The following is a 23013-nucleotide window of genomic DNA, read 5'->3' on the forward strand; positions in this document are numbered from 1 at the left end:
CATTATGCGAGCTTTGGATGGCACTGACACCCGCCTGCTGTCGGCGTTGGCGCAGGATCCGCGCCGTACCGTGGTGGCCCTCGCGCAGAAGCTTGGCCTGTCCCGCAATACCGTCCAGGCGCGCATGGCCCAACTGGAAAAGAAGCACGTCTTCCTGTCCTTCGAGCGGCGCCTCAACCCGGTGGCACTGGGCTATCCGCTGATGGCGTTCATCTCCGTCCACGTCCAGCAGCAGAAACTCGGGCGGCTTGCCGGGGAAATCGCCGCCATCCCCGAGGTCCTGGAGGGTTACGGGCTGACGGGGTCGGCAGACCTGCTGCTGCGCGTGGTGGCCAGGGACGCCGAGGACCTTTTCCGCATCAACGGCAAGATCCTGGCGTGCGACGGCGTGGAGCGGGCAGACACGGCCCTGGCAATGGGCGAGCTGATCCCCTTCCGGTTGCAGCCCCTGCTGGACCGCGGCTCCGAAGGCAGCTAGCAGCAGCGGAACCCCCGGTGCGGCACTTCAGGCACGACGGCGGCGGCCTGGGTTATAGGCTTGTTCCAGTCATCTGCCGGGCCGGGACGGTCCGGGGCAGTCCGCCGGCGCCAGAGCGCCTGTTCCACGAAAGGCCCACCCTTGAGCAGTCCCCAGGATCCGTACCGGCAGGGCCAGGCGGGCTTCACGCCACAGCAGTTTGGCCGGCTGCCGGAGCAGCCCGCGCCGTTCGGCCTTCCCGGGGAGCCGCCACGCCAGCGGAGCCGTCGGAAGCTGTGGATCATCCTTGGCAGCATTGGCGGGGTGCTGCTCCTGGTGATCCTCGGCATCGTGATCCTGGTGAACGTGGTGGGAAGCGCCACCAACCAGGCACGTGGCCTTGCGGATGATTTCACCAAGAAGGTGATTGCCGGGGATTCGTCCGGCGCCTACGACGAATACCTTGACCCGGACTTGAAGAAGCAGCTTTCCAAGGAGGCCTTCATCTCCGGCGTTAAGAGCCTGGAAATGGACAGTTCCTGCCAGCCGGCATACAACAACCTCAAGGTTGCCACCGATAACGGCGTGAAGTCCGCCGAGGTGGTGGGCCAGATCAGCTGCACCGGAAAGAAGGTTGACTTGGCCTACCGCTTCCAGGGCACCGACAAGCTGCTGATGACCAACATCAAGCTGCGCCCCGCGGCCTAGCCGGGACCAGCCGGACGGAAAATGCAAAGGGTACTGACCTTTTCACCCATCCGACCCCGGCAATGATCCGAATCGCTTCCGAGGGCCCCGTCCGGGGGCCCCGTCCGGCGGGACAATCCACCCGCCCTGAAGGAAGGATTCGGACCATGCGCAACTCACCCAACCGCCTCGTCGCCACCATTTTCGGAGCCGTCTACCTGCTGGTGGGCCTCCTGGGCTTCGCCGTAACGTCAGGCGTCGGTTTCGTCGCCACGGAAGGCGCGAACCTGATCATCTTCGAGGTCAACCCGCTGCACAACGTCATCCACCTGGCCATCGGCGCCGCGCTGCTCTTCGCCGGCCTCCGCGGGACTGACAGCGCACGCACCGTGAACTCCTCCGTCGGCGCCGTCTACCTCCTGGTGGGCATCGTGGGGCTGTTCCTGCTGAATTCGCCGCTGAACATTATCGCCCTGAACGGTGCCGACAACGTCCTCCACCTCGCCAGCGCCGTGCTCCTCCTCGGCGTGGGCCTGTCCCTGGACAAGTCCCCGGCCGCTGCCCGCGCCTAGCATGCCAAGGTCCGGCATGGTTTCGCTCCGGCCCACGGCACCGCCGGCCCACCCGGTGACGGTGCAGTCCACGGCGCCCCAGGCGGACTCTTCGGTTCGCCTGGTCACCGGGTTCGCGGGCTTCGGTGCGGGCTCGGTCAACCTGGCCATCTCCTCCAGCTTCCTCGCAGCAGGCTCCGCTGGACCGGCAGGGCTTCTTGCGGGTGTGGCGGCCGGCCTGTGGGGAGCCGCTCTGCTGGCCGGAGCCGTGGCCTTCCTGGCCAAGGACCGGCTGGCCGGCAACCGGTGGGCGCGGTACGCCCTGGCAGGGGCGGCTGCGGCCCACCTGGCCGCCATCGCGTTCCCCACGTCCACCACCTCCGGGCTCAGCCTGACGCAGCTTTCGGCGCTCCTGCTGACGCTGATGATCATCGCCTCGCTCGGGTGGCTCCAGCGGCAAAGTGGCCAGCAGGACAGCGCGCGGCAGCCGGCAGGGGCCGGCGTGCGCCCGGGGAGGCTGTTGCTGGCAGCGTTCGCCGGCGCGGTGCTGGTGGCCGGAATTACGACGCCGGGCCTCGCCGCCTCGACGGCCGGCCAGTACGCCGTGCCGCATGGTGAACACGGGAACCTGGCACCGGGCGGCCACCACCAGCGCTGACCGCCCGCAGGAAAACCCACCGGGTCCAACCCCAACGAAAGAGCCTCCGTGCCGCAGTCCGCGGCAGGAGGCTCTTCACGTTGCGCCGGAACAGGTTCGGCGCTGGTGGGTGTGGTCCCTGTTTCGGGCCCTCCCCGTTCCGGCGTGTCCCGGTTTTAGTGGTCCACCGCCTTTTCGGCACCGATGCCGGTCAGCGAGCGGACTTCCATCTCGGCCTGCTTCGTCACGTCCTCCCGCCTCTTGTCCAGGGTGGTGCCCAGCCAGCCCAGGAAGAAGGCCAGCGGGATCGAGACGATGCCCGGGTTGCTGAGCGGGAAGAGGGCGAAGTTTGCCCCGGGGATCATGGAGGTCTTCAGTCCCGAGACCACCGGGGAGAAGACGATGAGCAGAATCGCCGAAGCCAGGCCGCCGTACATGCTCCACAGCGCGCCCTGCGTAGTGAACTTCCGCCAGAACAGGGAGTAGATGATGGTGGGCAGGTTCGCCGATGCGGCGACGGCGAAGGCCAGTGCCACCAGGAAGGCCACGTTCTGGCCGTTGGCGAAGATGCCGCCCAGGATGGCCAGGATGCCGATGACCACCACGGTTCGCCGGGCAACCCGGACTTCTGTGGCGGCGTCGGCCTTGCCCTTGGCGATGACATTGGCGTAGATGTCATGCGCGAACGATGCTGCGGCCGTAATGGTCAGGCCGGCCACCACCGCCAGGATGGTGGCAAACGCCACCGCGGAGATGAAGCCGAGCAGCAGCGGGCCTCCCAGGTGGAATGCCAGCAGCGGAGCTGCCGAGTTGACCCCGCCGGGGGCGCCCTTGATCGTGTCAGCTCCGACCAGCGCTGCGGCGCCGTAGCCCAGCACCAGGGTGAACAGGTAGAAGATACCGATCAGCCAGATGGACCAGACGACCGATTTGCGGGCTTCCTTGGCGGTCGGGACCGTGTAGAAGCGCATCAGCACGTGTGGCAGGGCGGCGGTGCCCAGCACCAGCGCCAGGCCGAGGGACATGAAGTCCAGCTTGGAGGTGTCCGACTTGCCGTACTGCAGGCCCGGGTTGAGGACGGCCGGGTTCTTGGCCGTCTCCACGGCGCCGCCCAGCAGGGCCGAGAGGTTGAAGCCGTAGATGGCCAGGACCCAGAGGGTCATTACGGCGGCGCCGGCGATCAGCAGCATGGCCTTGATGATCTGGACCCAGGTGGTGCCCTTCATGCCGCCGATCAGGACGTACATGATCATGAGGGCGCCGACGACGATGATCACCAAAGCCTGTCCGCCCCAGTCGCTGATGCCCAGCAGGAGGGAGATCAGGCTTCCCGCGCCGGCCATCTGGGCCAGCAGGTAGAAGAAGCAGACCGCGAGGGTGGAGATGGCGGCGGCGATCCGGACCGGCCGCTGCTTCAGACGGAAGGACAGCACGTCCGCCATGGTGAACTTGCCGGTGTTGCGCAGCAGTTCAGCCACCAGCAGCAGCGCCACGAGCCACGCCACCAGGAAGCCGATGGAGTACATGAATCCGTCGTAGCCGTTGATGGCGATGGCCCCGGTAATTCCCAGGAAGGAGGCGGCGGACAGGTAGTCGCCGGCGATGGCGGTGCCGTTCTGCGAGCCCGTGAAGGAGCGTCCGGCGGCGTAGTAGTCGGCGGCGGTCTTGTTGTTGCGGCTGGCGCGGAACACGATCACCATGGTCACGGCCACGAACAGGCCGAAGATGCCCATGTTCAGAAGGGTGGTGTCCTTGAGGGCGGCGACATCCACCGCGGCGGGAATTGCGATCATTTGTTGGCTCCGCCCACTCGGTTTCCGTTCTTATCGAATTCGTGCCCCTCGATTTCGTGCCTGATCTCCGTGGCGATGGGGTCCAGCCGCTTGTTGGAGTAGTGCACGTACCAGCCGGTGATGGCGAAGGTCGAGACGAACTGGAGCAGGCCCAGGATCAGGCCGATGTTGATGTTGCCCCAGACTTTGGTGGACATGAATCCCACCGCGTAGTCGGCGAGCAGCACATAGGCGAAGTACCACAGCAGGAAGGCCACTGCCATGGGGAAGACAAAGCTGCGGTGACGCTTGCGCAATTCCTGGAACTGCCCGGTCGACTGGACTTGTTCAAAGTCCACGGACGCCGCTGCGTCCGGAGTATGGGCATCATTACCCATCGTTCCTCCTCATTGAGTTGCCGGAACACACCGGGCGGAGGGCCCCGGACTGCTGGACAGGGGGCCTGGCCGGCAGCACCACGCAGGGGCACCGCAGATGTGACACCAATCACTTTGCCGCCCGCGCGCCGCTGTGTTCCAGCACTTCACCGCCCACTGTCGCTCAACGGTTGCGATGCTGCGGCAAGCGGCACCCGCCGCTACGCTGGGCACCATGCCGGACTCCCCCCTCCTCACCGCCGCGGCCGTTGCGGTGATCGCCATGGCCATTGCCGTCGTCGTCGGCGTGGGCCTGAAGGTGCTCCGCTCCTTCCGTGAGCTGGGCACTGACGCAGAACGCGCCACGTACCACACGCTCCACGCTGCCTCCCAGGCCGGGCAGCACCTGCGCCGCGGGCTGAACCCGGCGGGCGCCGCGAAAGCCAGCCGCCAGCTGCGGGCCCTGCTGGCCTGCGATGCCCTGGCCATCACGGATACCAACGGTGTCCTGGCCTGGGACGGCGGTGCCGAGGACATCAGGCCACGCCTGATGGAACTCGCAGCGGATGTCCTGGCGTCCGGCCGGACAGCAGTTCTCTCCGCCGGTGCAGACGGAACCGGCGGCCACCTTGCCGGGGTCATCGCCCCGGTGCGCGCGGGCACCCGGGTGGTGGGCGCGGTGGCAGCTTTCGCCCCTTCCGCGGGGGCAGGCCTGGTCAGGGCAACGGGGGAAGTGGCCGACTGGGTCGCGGTCCAGGTGGAACTTGCCGAGCTGGACGCCTCCCGCACGCTGCTGATGGAAGCGGAAGTCCGGGCGCTGCGCGCCCAGATCAGCCCGCATTTCATCTACAACTCGCTCAACGCCATCGCATCCTTCATCAACACCGATCCGGAGCGGGCCAGGGAGCTGGTGGTCGAGTTCGCGGACTTCACCCGCTACTCATTCCGGCGGCACGGGGACTTCACCACCCTTGCCGAGGAGCTCCGCTGCATTGACCGCTACCTGCTCCTGGAGCGTGCCCGGTTCGGCGAGCGCGTCCAGGTCAGCCTGCGGATCGCCCCGGAGGTGCTGGGCACCGTCATCCCCTTCCTCAGCCTGCAGCCGCTGGTGGAGAATGCCGTCCGGCACGGGCTCGAGGCCAAGGCGGGCCCCGGGCACATCAGCATCACGGCGGAGGACGCCGGGGCCTTCGCCGAGGTCACCATCGAGGACGACGGCGTGGGGATGGATCCGGAGCATCTCCGGTCCGTGCTGGCGGGCCATACGGACGGGGACCATGTGGGGCTGCGGAATGTGGATGCGCGCCTCCGCCAGGTGTACGGCAACGATCACGGCCTGGTGGTGGAAACGGCGCCGGGCGAGGGAACGCTGATCACCATGCGGGTGCCGAAGTCCCAGCCCGGGCATGATGCGTGAGGAGCGCCGTTCCGCTGGAAGTACCCTAGGAGAATGATTAACGTCCTCGTCGTTGATGATGAGCTGCCCGCCGTTGAGGAGCTGGCTTTCCTGCTGGGCAGGGACGAGCGCATCGGGAAGGTGCTGCGTGCCACGTCCGGCGCTGAAGCGCTTGCGGCCCTGTCCGCCGGCGGCATCGACGCCGTTTTCCTGGACATCCATATGCCTGCGGTGTCAGGCCTGGACATCGCCGGGGCCATCGCCCGCAGCAGCAATCCGCCGGCCGTTGTTTTTGTCACTGCCGATGAGGACCATGCCCTGGCTGCGTTCGAACTCGCCGCCGTGGACTACCTGCTCAAGCCGGTGCGCGCCGAGCGCCTGGCACGTTCCGTGGGGCGGATCAGCGAATTGCGCGACGGCGGGGCGGCACCGGAGATGATCACGGTGGACCAGGGCGGGACCACCAGGATGATCCGGCGCGACGACGTCACGTACGTCCAGGCACAGGGCGACTACGCGCGGCTGCATACCGCCGACGCAAGCTACCTCATCCGGGTGCCCCTGGCGGACCTTGAACAGCAATGGGCGGACGCCGGCTTCATCCGCACGCACCGCTCCTACCTGGTGGCACTCAAGCATGTGTCCTCGATGAAGCTGGCCGCCGACGGGCCGCGCGTCACGGTGGCCGGTGCCGGCCTGCCCATCAGCCGCCGGCACCTGCCCATCGTGCGGGAGAAGCTGGAGGCAACCAGGATCAGGCCGCACGCATGACCCGGGTCCGGGTTACGGCCCCGCGCGCGTCTGCGCGCACCGCGGTGCGCGGCACACCCCGCGCGCTCGAGTCGCGGGAAGCGGCGCAGGACTCCGAGGTGGGGCAGGTGTTTGTCCGGTCGCTGATCAGGTCCCAGCTGCGGCTGGCTCTGGTGGTGGCGGGCGGCTTCCTGCTGATCCTGGCCGCATTCCCGCTGACCCTGGTGGTGGTTCCGGGCCTGGCCGATACCCGGATCGCCGGCATCCCGTTCGGCTGGCTGCTGCTGGGCGCGGGAATCTACCCGGTGATCGGCTTGAGCGCATGGCTGTACGTCAGGACGGCGGCACGCAATGAGGCGCGGTACCGGGACCTGGCAGGGGAACAGTGATGCGCAGGTGAATGCCGGCGTCGCCATCACAGCGGTCGCGGTGGTTTCCCTCGCCACGGCCATCATCGGGTTTTACGGGCTGCGGATCTCACGCACCACCGGCGACTTCTACGTTGCATCCCGGACCGTGCGCCCTTGGTGGAACGCGTCGGCGATCGGCGGGGAATACCTGTCCGCAGCCAGTTTCCTGGGTGTGGCAGGCCTCATCCTGCTGTCCGGGACGGATGCACTCTGGTTCCCGGTGGGGTACACCGCCGGCTACCTGATGCTGCTGCTCTTCGTTGCCGCCCCGCTGCGCCGGTCCGGCGCCTACACGATTCCGGACTTCACCGAGTCCCGGCTCGCCTCCCGGACGGTCCGGCGCGTCACCAGCCTGGTGGTGGTGATGGTGGGGTGGCTGTACATCGTGCCGCAGCTGCACGGGGCGGCACTGACCATCCATATCGCCACGGGCCTGCCGTCCTGGGTGGGTTCCGTTGCCGTCGTGGTGGTGGTGTGCCTCACGGTGGTGGCAGGCGGGATGCGGTCCATCACCTTTGTCCAGGCGTTCCAGTACTGGCTGAAGCTGACGGCCCTGGCCGTGCCCATCCTGTTCATCGTCTTCGTGCTGGCCGGCCAGGGGGCGGAGCCCCAGTCCCTGCCCGCGGTCAACCCCACGGGCGTGGCACCGGCCGGGCTGTACCAGAACGTGTCCCTGCTGGTGGCGCTGCTGTTCGGCACCTTGGGACTGCCGCATGTGCTGGTGCGTTTCTACACCAACCCGGACGGGCACTCGGCCCGGCGGACCACGCTGATCGTCCTGGGCCTGCTCTCCGTGTTCTACCTCTTCCCCACCGCGTACGGGCTGGTGGCCCGGATGTTTGCCCCCGACCTGGCCCGCTCGGGGCAGCCGGACGCCATGGTCCTGCGGCTGCCCGGCGAACTCGTGGGCGGGGTACCGGGCGACCTGCTCAGCGCCCTGGTGGTGGCCGGGGCGTTCGCGGCGTTCCTGTCCACCACCTCCGGCCTGGTGGTCTCCCTGGCCGGCGTGATCAGCCAGGACGTCCTGGGCGGAAGCGTCCGCGGGTTCCGGCTCGCCGCCGTCGTCTCCGCCCTGGTCCCGCTCGGCTTTGCGTTCATGACCGGTTCCCTGGCACTTGCCGGCAGCGTGGGCCTGGTCTTCGCGTTCACCGCTTCCACGGTCTGCCCCGTCCTGCTGCTGGGCATCTGGTGGCGCGGCCTGACCGATGCCGGGGCCATCGCCGGCATGGTGACCGGCGGGGTGCTGTGCGGCGGGGCGATGATTGCGGGCGCAGTATCAGGTTCGGGCCTGACGCCGCCCTGGCTCGCGCAGCCGGCGGCGTGGAGCGTGCCTGCCGCGTTCGCGGTGATGGTCATCGTGTCCCGGGCCACTTCCCACCGGATCCCGGGCACCATGCCGCGGATCATGACCCGCCTGCACACCCCGGAACGGCCGCTGGCAACGGAACGGTGATCGGGAGGACAATAACGCCATGTCCATCGAGGACGGCGGCACCTCCCACCAGCGCGGCGGGGTCCCTGCCTCCGTGCGGGCCCAGCTGCTCGCCACGGAGCACTGGGGCCTGCTGGCATCGCGCAGCACGGCCCAGGGCGAGGTCCTGACCCGCATCAGCATGTTCCTGACGTTCACTTCGGCCAGCATTGTCAGCGTGGCACTGGTGGGCCAGGCCACGGGCTTTTCGGATGCCTTCGTCCTGCTGGCAGTGGTTGTCCTGTTCATCGATACCGCGATCGGGCTGCTGACCCAGCTCCGGGTGATGAACGTGGCCCATGAGGACCTGATGTACGTCACGGCCATGAACAGGCTGCGGGCCGCGTACGTGGACCTCGATCCGGGCGTGGCGCCGTACCTGATGGCCGCGCACCACGACGATGAGGCCGGTTCGGTGCAGACCTACTATTTCTTCGGCAACCGCGGTTCTTTCAGCCATGTGGCGGGCAGCAGCATGATCTTCATGACGACGGCGAACGCTGCCTTGATTGCCATTGTTGCCGGGCTGCTGGTAACCCTCGCCGGGGCAGGGACAGCGGGCGGCCTTATCGTGGGGGCCCTCTGCGGCGTGGCGTTCCTGGCGGTGTCCGCGGCGCGCGGGTACCGGAGCTACCGGGACGTGTGGCGCCGCTTCACGCCGCTTTCCCCCACCCCCCCAGCCGGGGACTGAAAGCCCCGGCAGCAGAGACGTGTCAGTCGATGGCCGCCATCAGCTCGACAACGCGGTCCAGGAAGGCGTCCACCTGTGATTCCTCGTAGCCGTCGCGGCCCACTGCGGGACGGAAGACGGCGCGGCGCACGCTGTCCACGCTCAACGGCTTGTCCTGTTCGAGGTAGGCGACGAGCTCGCGGCACAGCCGGTCGACGTCGTCGGTGTTGTAGCTGCGGGCCTTCTTCTTGGTGGGCCGCCGGAAGCGGTCTCCGTCGGGCCGGTGCAGGCGGCCCCGGAGGATGCCGGAGAGGCTCCCGATTTCGCGCAGCCAGGCCTCCTCGCCGCGGGCCGCGATCAGTTCATCCCGCTCCCGGCGGGCGAAGGCGTCCTCAAGCCGGTCCAGGGCGGCGTCCACGACCGTGGCGGAGTAGCCGCCTTTGACGGGATCGAAGGACACGGCCCTCACGTCGGCGCTGTTGACGGGGTCGGTAGCGGCCTGGGGTGTTTCCAGGGAGATCCGTGCCCGCTGCAGGAACTGGTCAACCTGCCTGGCGTTGTACCCGTACTCGCTGCGCTGCACGCGCTCAAAGGACGCAGGGATCTGCCGATGAATGTCCAATGCCACTTCGTTTCCTTCAATGCTCTTCAGCGGTAGTGCTTCCGCACCAGTTTAGGGGGCCGCGATTGGTGCGGCCGCCCGGGACCATGTTTGTGTCGGGGGCCCGGCGCGCCGGGCTGGAGGGTCAGGCGCCGGCCACCAGGCCGTACAGGATGAACGCCACCGGCGAGGCGAAGACGATGGAGTCCAGCCGGTCCATCACTCCCCCGTGCCCGGGCAGGATGCTGCTCATGTCCTTGACGCCCAGTTCACGCTTGACCATGGACTCGGCGAGGTCGCCGGCGGTGGACGCGGCCACGGTTCCGACAGCGAGCACGGCGCCCACCCACCACGGTTTGTCCAGCACGAAGAGGGCTGCCAGCACGCCGATCAGCATGGCGCCTGCCACCGACCCGGCGAAGCCTTCCCAGGACTTCTTGGGGCTGATCTTCGGTGCCATGGGGTGCTTTCCCAGCGACGCGCCCACCAGGTAGCCGAAGGTGTCATTGGAGACCACCAGCAGGAGCATGACGGCGATCTCCCACGCGCCGATGGGGGCCATGCCGCCGGGCCAAAGCCCCAGCGGGGTGGTGCCTGCGGCGTGCAGCGGCAGCGCGGCGAAGCTGATGAAGAAGGGAACCCACCCCAGGGTGAAGACACCGGCGAAGATGCTGTTGGCCGATCCCGCTGCGCTTTCGATCGAGCGCCACAGCAGGACGGCCACCGCACTGAGCAGCAGCGCAAACAGCTGGCTTTCGATGCCGCCAAAGTAGGCAGCGAAAGGCATGGCCAGCGTGCCGGTCATGACCGGCACGATGGGCATCCTGGTGCCGTTGGCTTCCAGCGCCCGGTAGATCTCCCACACGCCAAAGACGGCAAAGGCCGTGACGATGGCTACGAACGCCAGCGGGAGAAACAGCAGCCCTCCGAGTACGGCGATAAGCATGGCCAGGCCCACCACGACGGCGGCGGGCAGGTTCCTTCCGGCCTTCGGCGTCGGGTTGCTCCTGGGCTGCTTCCCCCGTGTGCGCGCCCGTGGTGCGGGGGCCTGATCTGCCTGGCCCATCAGACTTCGAGCAGCTCTGCTTCCTTGCGCTTGAGCAGTTCGTCGATGCCGTCCACGTGTGCCTTTGTGAGGCTGTCCAGTTCCTTTTCGGCGCGGTTGCCTTCGTCTTCGCCCGCCTCGCCGTCCTTGACCAGGCGGTCCAGGGTTTCCTTGGCCTTGCGGCGGATGTTGCGGATGGAGATCTTGGCGTCCTCGCCCTTGGTCTTGACGATCTTCACGTATTCCTTGCGGCGTTCCTTGGTCAGTTCAGGAATAGTGATCCTGATGACGTTGCCGTCGTTGGACGGGTTGGCTCCGACCTCGGAATCGCTCAGGGCGCGTTCGATGTCCCGCATGGCGGTCTTGTCGAACGGGGTGATCAGGATGGTGCGGGCGTCCGGGATGGCGAAGGAGGCCAGCTGCTGCAGCGGCGTGGGCGAGCCGTAGTAGTCCACCAGGACCTTGTTGTAGAGGCCCGGGTTGGCGCGGCCGGTGCGGACGGCGGCGAAGTCTTCCTTGGCTACCTCTACCGCCTTGTCCATCTTTTCTTCGGCTTCGAGCAAGGTTTCTTCGATCACGGTCTCTCCTGACGGTTCTGGTGCAGTCCGGGGCGCCGGATCCATGCACTCACGTGGTTCTTTGTTGCTGGTTCCGTCCCCGCCCGGAAGGGCGGGGACGGAACTGTCCTGAAATCATCCTAGCCGCAGCTAGGCGGTGACCAGCGTGCCCAGCTTTTCGCCAAGGATGGCGCGGGTGACGTTGCCTTCACCCTCCATGCCGAAAACCACCATGGAGAGGTCGTTGTCCTTGCACATGGTCATGGCCGTCTGGTCCATGACGCGGATGTCGCGGCGCAGGGCATCGTCGTAGCTGAGGGTCTCCAGCCGCTCCGCGGTGGGGTCCTTCTTGGGGTCCGCGGTGTACACGGCATCCACCCCGCTCTTGGCCATGAGGACCACGTCGGCGTGGACTTCCAGCGCGCGCTGGGCGGCCACGGTGTCGGTGGAGAAGTAGGGCAGGCCTGCGCCGGCGCCGAAGATGACCACGCGGCCCTTTTCCATGTGGCGGATGGCGCGGCGTGGAATGTAGGCCTCGGCCACCTGGCCCATGGTGATGGCGCTCTGGACGCGGGTTTCCACGCCCGCCTGCTCCAGGAAATCCTGCAGCGCCAGGCAGTTCATGACCGTTCCCAGCATGCCCATGTAGTCGGCGCGGGAGCGGTCCATGCCGCTTTGGGACAGTTCGGCGCCGCGGAAGAAGTTTCCGCCGCCCACCACAATGGCCACCTCCACTTCGGGGACGGCTGCTGCGATCTGCTTGGCGACGTTGCGGACGGTCTCGGGGTCGACACCGAGCTTCCCACCGCCGAAGACCTCGCCGGAGAGCTTCAGGAGGACCCGCCGCCGGCTCTTTTCCGAATGCGTGACAGTGTTGACGGCTTCCATGATGCCTTCCCGTTGGTGACTCTGAAAAAAGGGTATCCTGCCGGATCCGGTGCCCGGAACCGGCCGCGGTCCAAATGGACTGGACTGCCAGCCGTTTGGGCGCATGCAAAAGGGGCGGCCACCGAAGTGGCCACCCCCTTGCAGTTTCGGCTAGGAGCCGACGCGGAAACGCGTGAAGGCGGTTCCCTTGACACCGGCCTCTTCGAGGACCTGTGCCACGGACTTCTTGGCGTCCTTGGCGAATGCCTGGTCAACCAGGACCTCGCCCTTGTAGAAGCCCGTCACGCGGCCTTCCACAATCTTGGTAAGGGCAGCTTCAGGCTTGCCCTCGGCCTTGGCGGTCTCTTCGGCGATGCGGCGCTCGGACTCGACGAGCTCGGCCGGAACGTCCTCACGGGTGAGGTAGTTCGGGGCCATGGCGGCGATGTGCACGGCGACGTCGTGGGCAGCGGCGGTGGCGGCTTCGCCTTCACCGTCGACAGCGAACAGAACGCCGACCTGGGCCGGGAGGTCCTTGGAGGTCTTGTGCAGGTAGGCGTCAACCGTTGCACCCTCAACGCGGGAGATGCGGCGGACAACAACCTTCTCGCCCAGGATGGCGCCTTCTTCGACGACAACCTCGGAGAGCGGCTTGCCGTCAACGTCGGTGGCCAGCAGGGTCTCGAGGTCGGCAGCGCCGGACTCGACGGCCACGGCCAGGACCTTGTCGGCCAGCTGGATGAACTTGTCAGCCTTGGCGACGAAGTCGGTCTCGCAGTTGACCTCGATCATGACGCCGACCCCGTTGCTGACCTTGGCGGCCACGAGGCCTTCAGCGGTGGAGCGGCCTTCGCGCTTGGTAGCGCCCTTGAGGCCCTTGATGCGGATGATCTCGATGGCCTTCTCGGCGTCACCGTTGGCTTCGTCAAGAGCCTTCTTGACGTCCATCATGCCGGCGCCGGTGCGCTCGCGCAGGGCCTTGATGTCCGCGGCAGTGTAGTTCGCCATGTGAACCCCTCTGTCTAGAAATGTGTGGTGGTGTACGGACCGACAGGACGGCAGCCCACGGGAGTGGGCTGCCATCCTGTCAGCAGCTCCGGCTGCGGACAGCGCGGAGAATCCGGATTTTTGCGTGTGTTACTTGGCGTCTTCGGCGGGAGCCTCGGCGGCAGCCGGAGCTTCCTCGGCGGCCGGGGCTTCAGCGTTCTCAGCCGGAGCGGCAGCAGCTTCTGCCTTGCTGCCTTCGAGGAGCTCGCGCTCCCACTCGGCCAGCGGCTCTTCCGGAGCTTCGGTGGCGCCCGTGCCGCGGTTGTTGCGGGCGATCAGGCCCTCTGCAACAGCGTCGGCAACAACGCGGGTCAGGAGGTTCACGGAGCGGATGGCGTCGTCGTTGCCCGGGATCGGGAAGTCGACTTCGTCCGGATCGCAGTTGGTGTCCAGGATGGCCACAACCGGGATGTTCAGCTTCTTGGCCTCGTCAACGGCGAGGTGTTCCTTCTTGGTGTCAACAACCCACAGCAGGGACGGAGCCTTGGTCAGGTTGCGGATACCGCCCAGGTTGGACTCCAGCTTGGTGAGCTCACGCTTGAGGAGCAGAAGTTCCTTCTTGGTGTAAGCGGAACCGGCGACGTCGTCGAAGTCGATCTCTTCGAGTTCCTTCATGCGCTGGATACGCTTGGCAACCGTCTGGAAGTTGGTCAGCATACCGCCGAGCCAACGCTGGTTGACGTAGGGCTGGCCCACGCGGGTTGCCTGCTCGGCAATTGCTTCCTGGGCCTGCTTCTTGGTGCCGACGAAGAGCACGGTGCCGCCGTGGGCAACAGTGGCCTTGACGAACTCGTAGGCGCGGTCGATGTAGGACAGCGACTGCTGCAGGTCGATGATGTAGATGCCGTTGCGCTCGGTGAAGATGAAGCGCTTCATCTTCGGGTTCCAACGGCGGGTCTGGTGTCCAAAGTGGACGCCGCTGTCAAGCAGCTGGCGCATGGTTACGACGGGCATTCCGGCGCTCCTTATTTTCCGGCAGGTCATTCATGAGAAAACCCGGAGGCTTCTTACCCTGCCAATAGTTGACGGTTGATCAGCGTGGCCCGGACGGGCCGTGCTCCTGGCATCCCCCGCCCTTCCCATCAGGACGAAAGCCTGACCGCAGGAAGCGCGATCCTCCATGGACGACGCCGGGGCGTTGGCTGCCGGAGGGCTGGATGCGCGTAGTCAGCCGCTGCTCCCCCACACTCCTGAATGAGATGTGCCGACGCGATCCGGACAGGGGGATGCACCGCGGGGGTGGACCACTGGGACGTAACGCGTTGAGGGCGCAGCAAACTGCTCCATCAAGTGTACTACAGGCACCCCCGCCCGCCGGACAGTCCGTGCCTGCCCGGCCGTTGTCCACATAGCCGGAACCGGCCCTGCCGGCGCGCGGTGCAGGCGGGCAGGCTGGTCGCATGAAGACATCAGTCCTGCTGGCCGCCTTCCTGCTGCTGCCGGCCTCGATTGCCACCCCGGGCGCGGGCCTTCCGAACAGCGCGGCCCTCCCCTACAGCGCAGCCATTCCGAACAGCGCAGCCCTCCCGAACAGTGCCGCCATCCCGAACAGCGCGCCCATTCCCAACAGCGCAGCCGGCTTCAGCCACGCGGCCGCCGCCCGGCAGGGAAGTACGACGACGGCCGCCCGGGCGGGTGCCGCCCCTTCCTGGCAGTGGCCCCTGGCACCGCGCCCGCCGGTGCTGCGCCCTTTCGATCCCCCGCCCAAGCCATGGCTGAGCGGGCACCGGGGCGTAGACCTTGACTTCGCCGCAGGCACGCAGGTCTTGTCACCCGCAGCCGGAACGGTGAGTTTCGCGGGCGTGGTGGTGGACCGTCCCGTGATCACCATCGACCATGGCGGCGGCCTGCGGAGCAGTTTCGAACCCGTGGAAAGCACGTTGGCCGTGGGCGCCGCCGTGGCCCGGGGCGAGGTCATCGGCACTGTGCTGCCGGGGCACTGTCCGGCGGCGCAGTGCCTGCACTGGGGCGTGCGGGAAGGAGAGGACTACGTCAATCCCCTGCAGTTCGTCCTGGACCTCCGCCCGTCCATCCTGCTGCCGCTGGCCGGTGGCCCATAGCCACGGAGAACGCAGGCATGGCCCCGGAGCATCAGTCAGCCAGACAACTGCCCGTGCGGGCGTCCCGCCTAGACGATGGCCGAGATCCCGGTGATGGCGCGCCCTGTCACCAGGGTGTTGATTTCAGCCGTGCCCTCGTAGGAGTAGATGGCCTCCGCGTCGGCGAAGATTTTGGCCATCCCGTAGTCGGTCACGATGCCGTTGCCGCCCAGGATGCTGCGGCCCAGCGCCACACTCTCCCTCATGCGGTCGGTGGCGAAGGCCTTGGACAGTGCGGATTGTTCGTCCTTCGCCTCCCCGGCGTCCTCCAGCTGGGAGAGCCGGACCATCATGCCCATGGAGCTGACCGTGTTGCCCAGGATCCGGACCAGCTGGTCCTGGATGAGCTGGAAGGAGGCCAGGGGACGGCCGAACTGCCGGCGCTCCACGGCATAGCGGCGGGCAACATCGAAGGCGGCCATCTGGAGGCCCACGGCCTGCCAGGCAACTGACAGGCGGGTGACTTTGAGCACCTTGTTGACGTCGCGGAAGCTGTTGGCGTTGGCGAGCTTGAAGTGGTCCGGCACCACGACGTCCGTCAGGACGATGTCGGCATTCTGGACAGTCCGCAAGGAGATTTTGTTCTCGATCTTTGTTGCGCTGTATCCAGGCAGCGTGGTGTCCACCAGGAAGCCCTTGACCTGGTTGTCCGCCACGTCGCGGGCGTACACCACCACCCAGTCGGAGAACGTGGCATTGCCGATCCAGCGCTTTGCGCCGTTGAGGATCCAGTTGTCCCCGTCCCTGCGCGCCGTGGTGCGCGTTCCGCCGGCCACGTCGCTGCCGCCCAGCGGCTCGGTCAGGCCAAAGGCCCCGATCTTCTTCAGCGCGTAGATATCAGGAAGCCATTCGTCCTGCTGCTCCTTGGACGCCAGCAACTCAATGGAGCCGGTGAACAGTCCGTCGTGCACGCCCAGGAAGGTGGCGATGGAGGCGTCCGCGCGGGTGGCTTCGGCGTGCAGCATGCCGGCGAAGAGGTTGGAATACCCCTGCCTCCGCACCGGACTGACCAGGTCCAGCCCGGCAAGCTTCGGTACCAGGTCCATGGGGAACTCTCCGCGGTTCCAGCAGTCCACCGCAATGGGCTTGACCTCACGCGCCAGGAAGTCGCGGACTTCGGCCAGCCGGTCCTGCTCCTTGCCGGAGAGAAGCTGCTCGAAGGCGAAGAAGTCGCCGTCGGCGTAGGGAAGCTCTGGGAAATCGGCTGCGGAGGTGGCCATGGTTACCTTCTTTGATGATCAGCGCTGACCATGCCGCGGAGCGGAGCACGGTATGTTACTGGTGAGTAACATACCGCAGGGTGCTGGGTTAACCAAGAAAACCGCGGCCAACGAAAAACTCGTTGGCCGCGGTTGAGGTAGGGCTACTCGGACTTGAACCGAGGACCTTAGGATTATGAGTCCCGCGCTCTAACCAGCTGAGCTATAGCCCCCCAAGCCCCGGGAGCAGGTGTTCGGACGCCATGCTCCGGCAGGGCAAAAACACTCTAGCAAACCCGGGAAAGGGTTCAGACCACTTTGTCCTCGTAGGAGGCGCCGCGGTACAGGTCCTCGAAGGTCTGCAGCGTCCCCTGGATGCTGTGCGGCTCCACCAGCTGCCGGCTGGCGCGGCCCATGGCCTGCTGTTCGTCCTTGGGCAGTTCCAGCACCTGGGTGATCTTCTTGGCCAGGTCATCACTGTCGTTGGGAGTGAAGAGGTACCCGTTCTCGCCGTCGCGGACCAGGTGCGGCAGCGCCATGGCGTCCGCCAGGACCACGGGGGTGGAGGCGGACATCGCTTCCAGTGTCACCAGCGACTGCAGTTCCGCCGTTCCGGGCATGCAGAACAGGTCGGCCCGGATGTAGGCGGTACGCAGTTCCTCGTCGCTGGCCAGGCCCAGGAATTTGACCCGGCTGGTGAGGCCGAGCCGCCGCACCAAATCCTCCAGGGCGGAGCGCACTTCGCCGCCGCCCACGATCTCCAGGTGTACGTTCAGCTCCGGCGGCGTTTTGCCGATGGCCTCGATCAGCACGTCCACGTGCTTTTCCTCGGCGAGGCGGCCGGCGAACAGGACAGTGGGGTGGGCGTGCGGCTCGATGTGCTCACCGGGCTGCAGTTCATAGGCGGCGGAGTCGATGCCGTTGGACAGCGGCAAAACCTTGCGGAGGAAGGCGTGCTCGTGCATGGCGCGGGCGGCAAGCGGCGTGGGCGTTGTCACCACGTCCGCCTGGCCCATGACCTTGCCCATGTCCTTCCAGGAAACCCGCCCAATGATGTCCTTGAACCACTGCGGGAACGGCAGGAAGGGGTTGAGGTTTTCGGGCATGAAGTGGTTGGTGGCAATGATGCGGACGCCGCGCTTCACAGCCTCATAGAGAACGTGCTCGCCGATCATGTAGTGGCTTTGGATATGCACGACGTCGGGCTTCACCCGGTCGAAGAGGAGGCTGATTTCCTTCTTGATTTCCCAGGGGAAGCAGAGGCGGAAGCTCTCGTGGGTGAACGCCTTGTGCGAGCGGAGCCGGTGCACGGTTGCTTCCTCGCGGAACTCGGTGAAGCTCTTTCCCTTGCTGTCGCGGGACGCCAGGACATGGACGTTGTGGCCCCGGGCAGTCATTCCCTTGGCCAGCCGGTAGCCAAACTGGGCCGCGCCGTTGACGTCCGGCGGATAGGTGTCTGCGGCGATGAGGATGGTCAGGGGGCGCTGGTCGGCGGGCGTGGTCATGGGGAGTACTCCTGATGGTCACGGTGCGGACAGCGTGGAACTGACAGCACGGTTGGCCACTGGCGCAAGGCGCCGGGCTTCGTGGGATTGCTGGTTACGGACGGGAATGGACTAGTGGGACGGCCTGCCGGCGGCCTTCCGCGCGTCCTTCTTGCGCTTGGTGACCTCCGGGTGGTGCCGGGAAAGGGCGATAACCCCAACGATAGCAAGGGCGGCAGCCGTTCCCATCGCAATGGCCATGACGGCATGGACGTCGGGGCGCAGTTCGCCCAGGATGATGACGCCAATGGCAATGCCCACCATGGGGTCCACCACCGTGAGTCCGGCGATCACCAGGTCCGGCGGACCGGTGGAGTACGCACTCTGCACGAACCAGGACCCCAGGCCGCCGGCCGCGATGATGGCCACCACCGAATACCACTGGACATTCAGCAGGAAGAGGCCATTCGGATCCAGGAGGTGCTTGCCGATGATCCGGGTGAGGACTGCCACAAAGCCGAACAGGATGCCGGCGCCGAGGATATAGATGAACGCATTCATCCGGTGCTTGAACGTCACGGCCAGCGTGCCGAACAGTCCCACCGCCAGGGCCAGCAGCAGGACGATGGTGAGCTCATCCTCCGGGCTGACATGGTGGTTCTCCTGGGTGACGTTGACCGCCAGGAGGACGAAGAGCGCCGATCCGGTGACGCACGCGGCAATGGACACCGCCGTGGCGCGGTTGATGGTCAGGTCCTGGTCCCGGGCATTGACCACAGTGGTGATCACCAGGGCAATTGCGCCGATGGGCTGGATGACCGTGAGCGGTGCGGAGACCAGGGCGACGGCATTCATCGCCATGCCGGTGCACAGCAGCAGGAGTCCAAGCATCCACCGCGGATTGCGCAGGAGGCGCAGGAAGCCATTGGAGCTCAGGGCCAGGCCGCCGGTATCGGCTTTGACGGCACTGCCCTGGCGCTGCGCACCCAACGCAAGGCAGAAGGCGCCAAGCACCGCCAGGCCGACGGCAAACCACACCATCAGCCGTTCCCGCCGTCGTGCTGTTTCAATGCCCGGCCCTTGCGCAGCATGGCCCGGAAATAGTTGTACGCGGCAATCCAGTGACCCACCAGGCCCAGGCCCAGCACCACCCAGGCGGTGGCGAAGAGCTGGTCGGAGAACCCGGTGTCCAGCCGGGAAAGGACCAGCAGCGGCGTGCCCAAAAGCAGCAGCCCGGTCCGCACCTTGCCGACCACGCTGACCGGGAGGTCCGGGTGGCCGCGGAAGAGGGAGAGAGTCAGTACCAGCAGGACGGCATCGGGAACCACCAGCGCGGCCAGGTACAGCCAATGCACGACGCCGGCAATCACCAGGGTGAAGGCCACCGCCAGCAGGGCAAGGCGGTCGGCGATGGGGTCAAGGACCCTGCCCAGCTTGGAGGCCTGGTCGAACCGGCGGGCGATGTAGCCATCAATCCAGTCCGTCCCAGCCATGACAGCCAGGACGATCACGCCGGCGCCGTATTCCTTTTGGGCCAGGACCAGCCAGATGAAGAGCGGAACACCCATGAACCGCACCACGGTGAGCAGGTTGGGAATGGTGGCCACGCGGTCATGGTCCACCTGGGGACGGCCGGGGCGGGCGCCTGCACCTATGAACTTCACCCGTCCCCCTCTCCTTCCTGCTGCGCCGCGGCGCGGTCTTTCGGTTGTGCCTTCACAGGCGGAAACAGCGTCCGCCTGGTGTTGCGTGGCGGAAACAGGGACCTAGCTGGCGCGCAGGAGCCTGCGCAGGAGGACCACCAGGACCGTACCGGCGGCAACGAAGGCCGTCAGCGGCTTCCAGCGCCTGGGCAGGTCAGCGGAGGCGGACAGGGCCGCAAACCGCTGCCCCGCCTCGTCCATACCGCGCTGCGCCAGCACCTGGCCTTCGCGTGCCTTGACCTGGGCCGCGGCAAGCACGTAGCGCGCCTGGGTCTTGACGTCCAGTTCCGTTCCGAGTTCGTCGCGGACCTCGGTGAGGTGGTGGCGGCGCTGGCTCAGGCGGCGCACCAGCTCGGGTTCGGATGCGTGCGGGAACTCCTGGTCGTGCCGGGCGGCCTTGGCTTCCTTCTCGGCTTTTGCCTTGGCGGCTGCCTCGGCCTTGGCCGCCTTCGCAGCCTTGGCTTCCGGGCTCTCCGGATCCAGGATGGCCGGGTTGAAGGCCGAGCCTTCGCGGGCGACCCCGATATCGTGCCTGATGCCACGGATGGTTTCCTCCGGCATCAGCGGCATGGCCTTCTTGAACCGGGCCAGGCCCACCAGGCCTCCGACGAGGGCTATCAGCAGGAAAGCGGCGGAAACCAGCAGGGCTGCCAGCCACGCGGGCATGATGGTGGCCAGCCCCATGATGGCAGCGACGATCAGGCCGACCACCAGCAGCGCCAGGAAGAGGAGCGCCACGGCGAAGAAGGCCGCGGCCACCCCCACCTGGACGCCCTTGCGCTTGAGTTCAATCTTGGCGAAGGCGATCTCGTCGTTGAGCTGGCGGGGGGCCAACCGGAAAAGGAGTCTTGCCGTCCCGGGCAGCGCAGTGATACGCAATCCCGGGCTGGTACGCCCGCTGTGACGTCCGCTCATCGGTTCCGCCTTACTGGTTCATGGGTCCATACTGCATCCGTTTAGTGCGGAAATGTGCAGCCGCACAGTCCACGCCACCAAAACTACCATTCAGGTTCAGGGCGGACTTGGGGGCTTGCCGGACGGCGCGGCCTACAACGCTGCAAAAACCGCCATGGCCGGGCCTAGGATTGTTCTCCGTGACCAATCCCCCCAATCCGGGCGACCTGCTGACCCGCCGCCGAAAGCTTCTGTACATCCTCCTCCTGGGCGCTTTGACGGCCCTCGGTCCGTTCACCATCGACCTGTACCTGCCCGCCTTCCCGGCGCTGGAGGCAAGCCTGGGGGTGACCGAGGCCCAGGTCCAGCTCACCCTGGCGGGCACCACGGTCGGTTTCGCGTTCGGGCAGCTGGTGGTGGGTCCGTTCAGCGACAAGTTCGGCCGCCGGACTCCGCTGATCCTGGCCACGGCGCTGCACATCGCAGCATCCCTGGGCGCGGCCTTGTCCACGGACATCACCACATTGGGGATCTTCCGTGTACTGATGGGGGTGGGCGCGGCCGGCGGCGGCGTGGTGGCCATGGCCATGGTGCGGGACCTGTTTTCCGGCTACGCCATGGTGCGGATGTTCTCCCGGATGTCACTGGTCAACGGGCTTGCGCCCATCCTTGCCCCCGTCATCGGTTCACAGCTGCTCCTGGTGATGCCGTGGCCGGGCATCTTCGTGTTCCTGGCTGCCTACGGGACTTTGGTCATCGTGGCCGCCCTGCTCCTGGTCCGCGAGACGCTTCCGCCGGAAAAGCGGGGCCGGAGCGGAATGACCGCCCGGCAACGCTACCGGGCGCTGTTTACGGACCGGATCTTCGTGGGGCTGCTGATGGTGGCGGGCTTCAACTTCGGTGGCCTCTTCACCTACCTGTCGGCCTCGCCGTTCCTGTTCCAGGATGTGTTCGGGTTCTCCGCCCAGCAGTACGGACTTCTCTTTGGCATCAACTCCCTGGGCATCGTGGCCGGCGTGCAGACCAGTTCGCGGCTTATCAGGATTGTGCCTCCGCAGTGGATCCTGGCGGGCGCCACGGCCTGGATGTTCCTGATGGCCATGCTGATCGTGGTCTTCGACCGGGCAGGCCTGGGGCTGTGGGGCGTGATGGTCCCGCTCTGGTTCTACATCATGGGCACCGGCTTCATGTTCCCCTGCGTCCAGGTGCTGGCCCTGGCCGGGCACGCGGCCCAGGCGGGAACGGCAGCCTCGCTGCTGGGCGCGGCCACGTTCCTCATGGCCGGGCTCATCTCGCCCGTGGTGGGCTGGCTCGGCATCACCAGCGCCGCTCCCATGGGAGCAGTGCAGGCGGCCTGCATCCTGCTGGCGATCGCAGCACTGTGGCTTGTGGTGCGGCCGCGCACGGTACCCTCGATCCACTGAGACCCACCTCCACTGTGGTCCGTGATTTCGGCCTGCGTGGCCCTGTCCCCACTCCCCCTCGAAAGGCAGCCTGTGAGCCGCACACCGCACCGGAATGGCCGGGGACTTTTCCTCGGGGCGGTGCTTGGCGCCGTCGTGGGTTATTTCGCCGGCCGCGCCCTGGGCAACCCCGCCTGGGGCATCATCCTGGGGACGCTGGCAGGCGCGGCGATCCTGTATCGGGTGAATCCGGGGTCCCGCGGCCGCCGCTGAAGGACGTGCCGCGATTTTGTTGTGGCAGGCCGGTGCGGCATTCCCTGCCGCCAGGCCCGCTCCCGCGATAAAATGATGCCGTGCCCAACTGGCAGAACCAACCGCCACTTCCGGCCACATGGCAACGGTGCGACGCCCGGATCCTGCCACTGTGGTGGGATCGGCTGTGTGCGCAGGCCGGACAGCAGTCCGCGGCGCTGTACGCGGCGGGGTTGTTCACGGAAGACCGCCGCCGGCCCATCGCCCAATGGTTCAATCCGGCCTTCAATGCGGCCCTGCTGGTGGCCCCGGAAACCTCGCCGGAATGGCCGGTGCAGCGCTTCGGGATTTTCTACGCTCCCCCGGACTCAGGCTTTGTGAGGATCCACTCCGCGCCGCACGAGTGGAGCCCGCGTGAACCCCGGAAGTCGCCCACGGAGCAGGAAGCCTTCCAGGCGGCCATCGCCGAGGCGGAAAGGTTCCTGCAGGTGGAAATGGATTTCGTCTGAACAGACTCCCACCCCGCGGAAAGAAAAATCCCCGTTCCTCCATGTGGAGGAACGGGGATTTTTCGTTGCGCTCCTCCTGCTGGACTTGAACCAGCAACCCTTCGATTAACAGTCGAATGCTCTGCCAATTGAGCTAAGGAGGAATGAAGCAGGTATGACATTAGCAAAGGATTCC

At 66.7% G+C, this 23013-nt stretch carries 26 protein-coding genes and 2 tRNA genes; 13 read left to right on the top strand and 15 right to left on the bottom strand.

Annotated features, from left to right (window positions below):
* The first annotated feature begins 4 nt into the window (after positions 1-4).
* The 4 genes from PUN51_RS07030 to PUN51_RS07045 all read left to right on the top strand — a co-directional run bounded on the left by PUN51_RS07030 (position 5) and on the right by PUN51_RS07045 (position 2353).
* Positions 5-478, top strand: a complete 474-nt coding sequence (locus PUN51_RS07030) for an Lrp/AsnC family transcriptional regulator (RefSeq protein ID WP_224025566.1) — start codon at positions 5-7, stop codon at positions 476-478.
* A 141-nt stretch (positions 479-619) separates the two neighbouring features.
* Positions 620-1165: a hypothetical protein gene (locus tag PUN51_RS07035; protein WP_275180343.1), complete on the top strand. Its 546-nt coding sequence runs from the start codon at positions 620-622 to the stop codon at positions 1163-1165.
* A 146-nt stretch (positions 1166-1311) separates the two neighbouring features.
* Positions 1312-1716: a DUF4383 domain-containing protein gene (locus PUN51_RS07040; protein ID WP_159632381.1), complete on the top strand. Its 405-nt coding sequence runs from the start codon at positions 1312-1314 to the stop codon at positions 1714-1716.
* A 16-nt stretch (positions 1717-1732) separates the two neighbouring features.
* A complete protein-coding gene (locus PUN51_RS07045) occupies positions 1733-2353 on the top strand; it encodes a hypothetical protein (RefSeq protein ID WP_275180344.1) in 621 nt (206 codons plus the stop codon).
* A gap of 155 nt (positions 2354-2508) precedes the next feature.
* Here PUN51_RS07045 and PUN51_RS07050 read toward each other — a convergent pair whose 3' ends face one another.
* Both PUN51_RS07050 and PUN51_RS07055 read right to left on the bottom strand, forming a co-directional pair.
* The gene (locus PUN51_RS07050) at positions 2509-4125 is read right to left on the bottom strand and encodes a solute symporter family protein (protein ID WP_275180345.1); all 1617 of its coding nucleotides are present in this window, start codon (positions 4123-4125) and stop codon (positions 2509-2511) included.
* On the bottom strand, positions 4122-4502 hold the full coding sequence (locus PUN51_RS07055; protein ID WP_159632383.1) for a DUF485 domain-containing protein: 381 nt from the start codon (positions 4500-4502) through the stop codon (positions 4122-4124). Before PUN51_RS07055 ends, PUN51_RS07050 begins: the two co-directional genes overlap by 4 nt.
* Before the next feature lie 214 nt (positions 4503-4716).
* Between PUN51_RS07055 and PUN51_RS07060 the strand changes: the two genes are divergently transcribed.
* From PUN51_RS07060 to PUN51_RS07080, 5 genes are read left to right on the top strand one after another with little or no spacing between them, the layout of a single operon-like run.
* Positions 4717-5898, top strand: a complete 1182-nt coding sequence (locus PUN51_RS07060) for a sensor histidine kinase (protein ID WP_159632384.1) — start codon at positions 4717-4719, stop codon at positions 5896-5898.
* A gap of 33 nt (positions 5899-5931) precedes the next feature.
* Positions 5932-6648: a LytR/AlgR family response regulator transcription factor gene (locus PUN51_RS07065; RefSeq protein ID WP_159632385.1), complete on the top strand. Its 717-nt coding sequence runs from the start codon at positions 5932-5934 to the stop codon at positions 6646-6648.
* Entirely contained in the window at positions 6645-7016 is a 372-nt protein-coding gene (locus PUN51_RS07070) for a hypothetical protein (protein ID WP_159632386.1), read from the top strand. Before PUN51_RS07065 ends, PUN51_RS07070 begins: the two co-directional genes overlap by 4 nt.
* A 7-nt stretch (positions 7017-7023) precedes the next feature.
* Entirely contained in the window at positions 7024-8490 is a 1467-nt protein-coding gene (locus PUN51_RS07075; RefSeq protein WP_159635633.1) for a sodium/solute symporter, read from the top strand.
* Positions 8491-8509: 19 nt separating this feature from the next.
* A complete protein-coding gene (locus PUN51_RS07080; protein WP_275180346.1) occupies positions 8510-9199 on the top strand; it encodes a hypothetical protein in 690 nt (229 codons plus the stop codon).
* A gap of 22 nt (positions 9200-9221) precedes the next feature.
* Here the strand turns inward: PUN51_RS07080 and PUN51_RS07085 are convergent, their stop codons facing one another.
* From PUN51_RS07085 to rpsB, 6 genes are all read right to left on the bottom strand, one after another.
* Positions 9222-9806 (bottom strand): DivIVA domain-containing protein, encoded by a 585-nt coding sequence (locus PUN51_RS07085; protein WP_275180347.1) that lies wholly within the window; start codon positions 9804-9806, stop codon positions 9222-9224.
* A 118-nt stretch (positions 9807-9924) separates the two neighbouring features.
* Entirely contained in the window at positions 9925-10845 is a 921-nt protein-coding gene (locus PUN51_RS07090; RefSeq protein ID WP_159632389.1) for a phosphatidate cytidylyltransferase, read from the bottom strand.
* On the bottom strand, positions 10845-11402 hold the full coding sequence (frr, locus tag PUN51_RS07095; RefSeq protein ID WP_141161026.1) for a ribosome recycling factor: 558 nt from the start codon (positions 11400-11402) through the stop codon (positions 10845-10847). The genes PUN51_RS07090 and frr overlap by 1 nt, the downstream gene beginning before the upstream one ends.
* A gap of 129 nt (positions 11403-11531) precedes the next feature.
* The gene (pyrH, locus tag PUN51_RS07100; RefSeq protein WP_159632390.1) at positions 11532-12269 is read right to left on the bottom strand and encodes a UMP kinase; all 738 of its coding nucleotides are present in this window, start codon (positions 12267-12269) and stop codon (positions 11532-11534) included.
* A gap of 150 nt (positions 12270-12419) precedes the next feature.
* On the bottom strand, positions 12420-13256 hold the full coding sequence (gene tsf, locus PUN51_RS07105; protein WP_141161028.1) for a translation elongation factor Ts: 837 nt from the start codon (positions 13254-13256) through the stop codon (positions 12420-12422).
* 129 nt (positions 13257-13385) lie between these two features.
* Complete coding sequence (gene rpsB / locus PUN51_RS07110) at positions 13386-14249, bottom strand: 30S ribosomal protein S2 (RefSeq protein WP_110544706.1); 864 nt, start codon at positions 14247-14249, stop codon at positions 13386-13388.
* Positions 14250-14695: 446 nt separating this feature from the next.
* Between rpsB and PUN51_RS07115 the strand changes: the two genes are divergently transcribed.
* Entirely contained in the window at positions 14696-15355 is a 660-nt protein-coding gene (locus tag PUN51_RS07115; RefSeq protein WP_275180348.1) for a M23 family metallopeptidase, read from the top strand.
* Between the two features lie 68 nt (positions 15356-15423).
* Here PUN51_RS07115 and PUN51_RS07120 read toward each other — a convergent pair whose 3' ends face one another.
* From PUN51_RS07120 to PUN51_RS07145, 6 genes are all read right to left on the bottom strand, one after another.
* Positions 15424-16614, bottom strand: a complete 1191-nt coding sequence (locus PUN51_RS07120; RefSeq protein WP_275180349.1) for an acyl-CoA dehydrogenase family protein — start codon at positions 16612-16614, stop codon at positions 15424-15426.
* A gap of 138 nt (positions 16615-16752) precedes the next feature.
* Positions 16753-16826, bottom strand: a tRNA-Ile gene (locus PUN51_RS07125).
* A gap of 75 nt (positions 16827-16901) precedes the next feature.
* On the bottom strand, positions 16902-18098 hold the full coding sequence (locus tag PUN51_RS07130) for a glycosyltransferase (protein WP_224025558.1): 1197 nt from the start codon (positions 18096-18098) through the stop codon (positions 16902-16904).
* Between the two features lie 111 nt (positions 18099-18209).
* Positions 18210-19118, bottom strand: a complete 909-nt coding sequence (locus PUN51_RS07135; RefSeq protein WP_224025557.1) for a DMT family transporter — start codon at positions 19116-19118, stop codon at positions 18210-18212.
* Positions 19118-19741, bottom strand: a complete 624-nt coding sequence (locus PUN51_RS07140; RefSeq protein WP_224025556.1) for a CDP-alcohol phosphatidyltransferase family protein — start codon at positions 19739-19741, stop codon at positions 19118-19120. The genes PUN51_RS07135 and PUN51_RS07140 overlap by 1 nt, the downstream gene beginning before the upstream one ends.
* 102 nt (positions 19742-19843) lie before the next feature.
* Positions 19844-20695 carry a phage holin family protein gene (locus PUN51_RS07145; protein ID WP_224025555.1) on the bottom strand — a complete coding sequence of 284 codons (852 nt, stop codon included), beginning with the start codon at positions 20693-20695 and terminating at the stop codon, positions 19844-19846.
* A gap of 179 nt (positions 20696-20874) precedes the next feature.
* Here PUN51_RS07145 and PUN51_RS07150 point away from each other — a divergent pair, with 179 nt between their 5' ends.
* From PUN51_RS07150 to PUN51_RS07160, 3 genes are all read left to right on the top strand, one after another.
* A complete protein-coding gene (locus PUN51_RS07150; RefSeq protein WP_159632397.1) occupies positions 20875-22098 on the top strand; it encodes a multidrug effflux MFS transporter in 1224 nt (407 codons plus the stop codon).
* Between the two features lie 72 nt (positions 22099-22170).
* Positions 22171-22350: a glycine zipper 2TM domain-containing protein gene (locus tag PUN51_RS07155; protein WP_224025554.1), complete on the top strand. Its 180-nt coding sequence runs from the start codon at positions 22171-22173 to the stop codon at positions 22348-22350.
* An 80-nt stretch (positions 22351-22430) separates the two neighbouring features.
* Entirely contained in the window at positions 22431-22838 is a 408-nt protein-coding gene (locus PUN51_RS07160) for a hypothetical protein (RefSeq protein WP_224025553.1), read from the top strand.
* A 70-nt stretch (positions 22839-22908) separates the two neighbouring features.
* Here PUN51_RS07160 and PUN51_RS07165 read toward each other — a convergent pair.
* Positions 22909-22981 (bottom strand) — tRNA-Asn (locus PUN51_RS07165).
* Between the last annotated feature and the right edge of the window lie 32 nt (positions 22982-23013).

It is taken from the genome of Arthrobacter sp. NQ4 (assembly GCF_029077345.1).
Classification (GTDB): Bacteria; Actinomycetota; Actinomycetes; order Actinomycetales; family Micrococcaceae; genus Arthrobacter.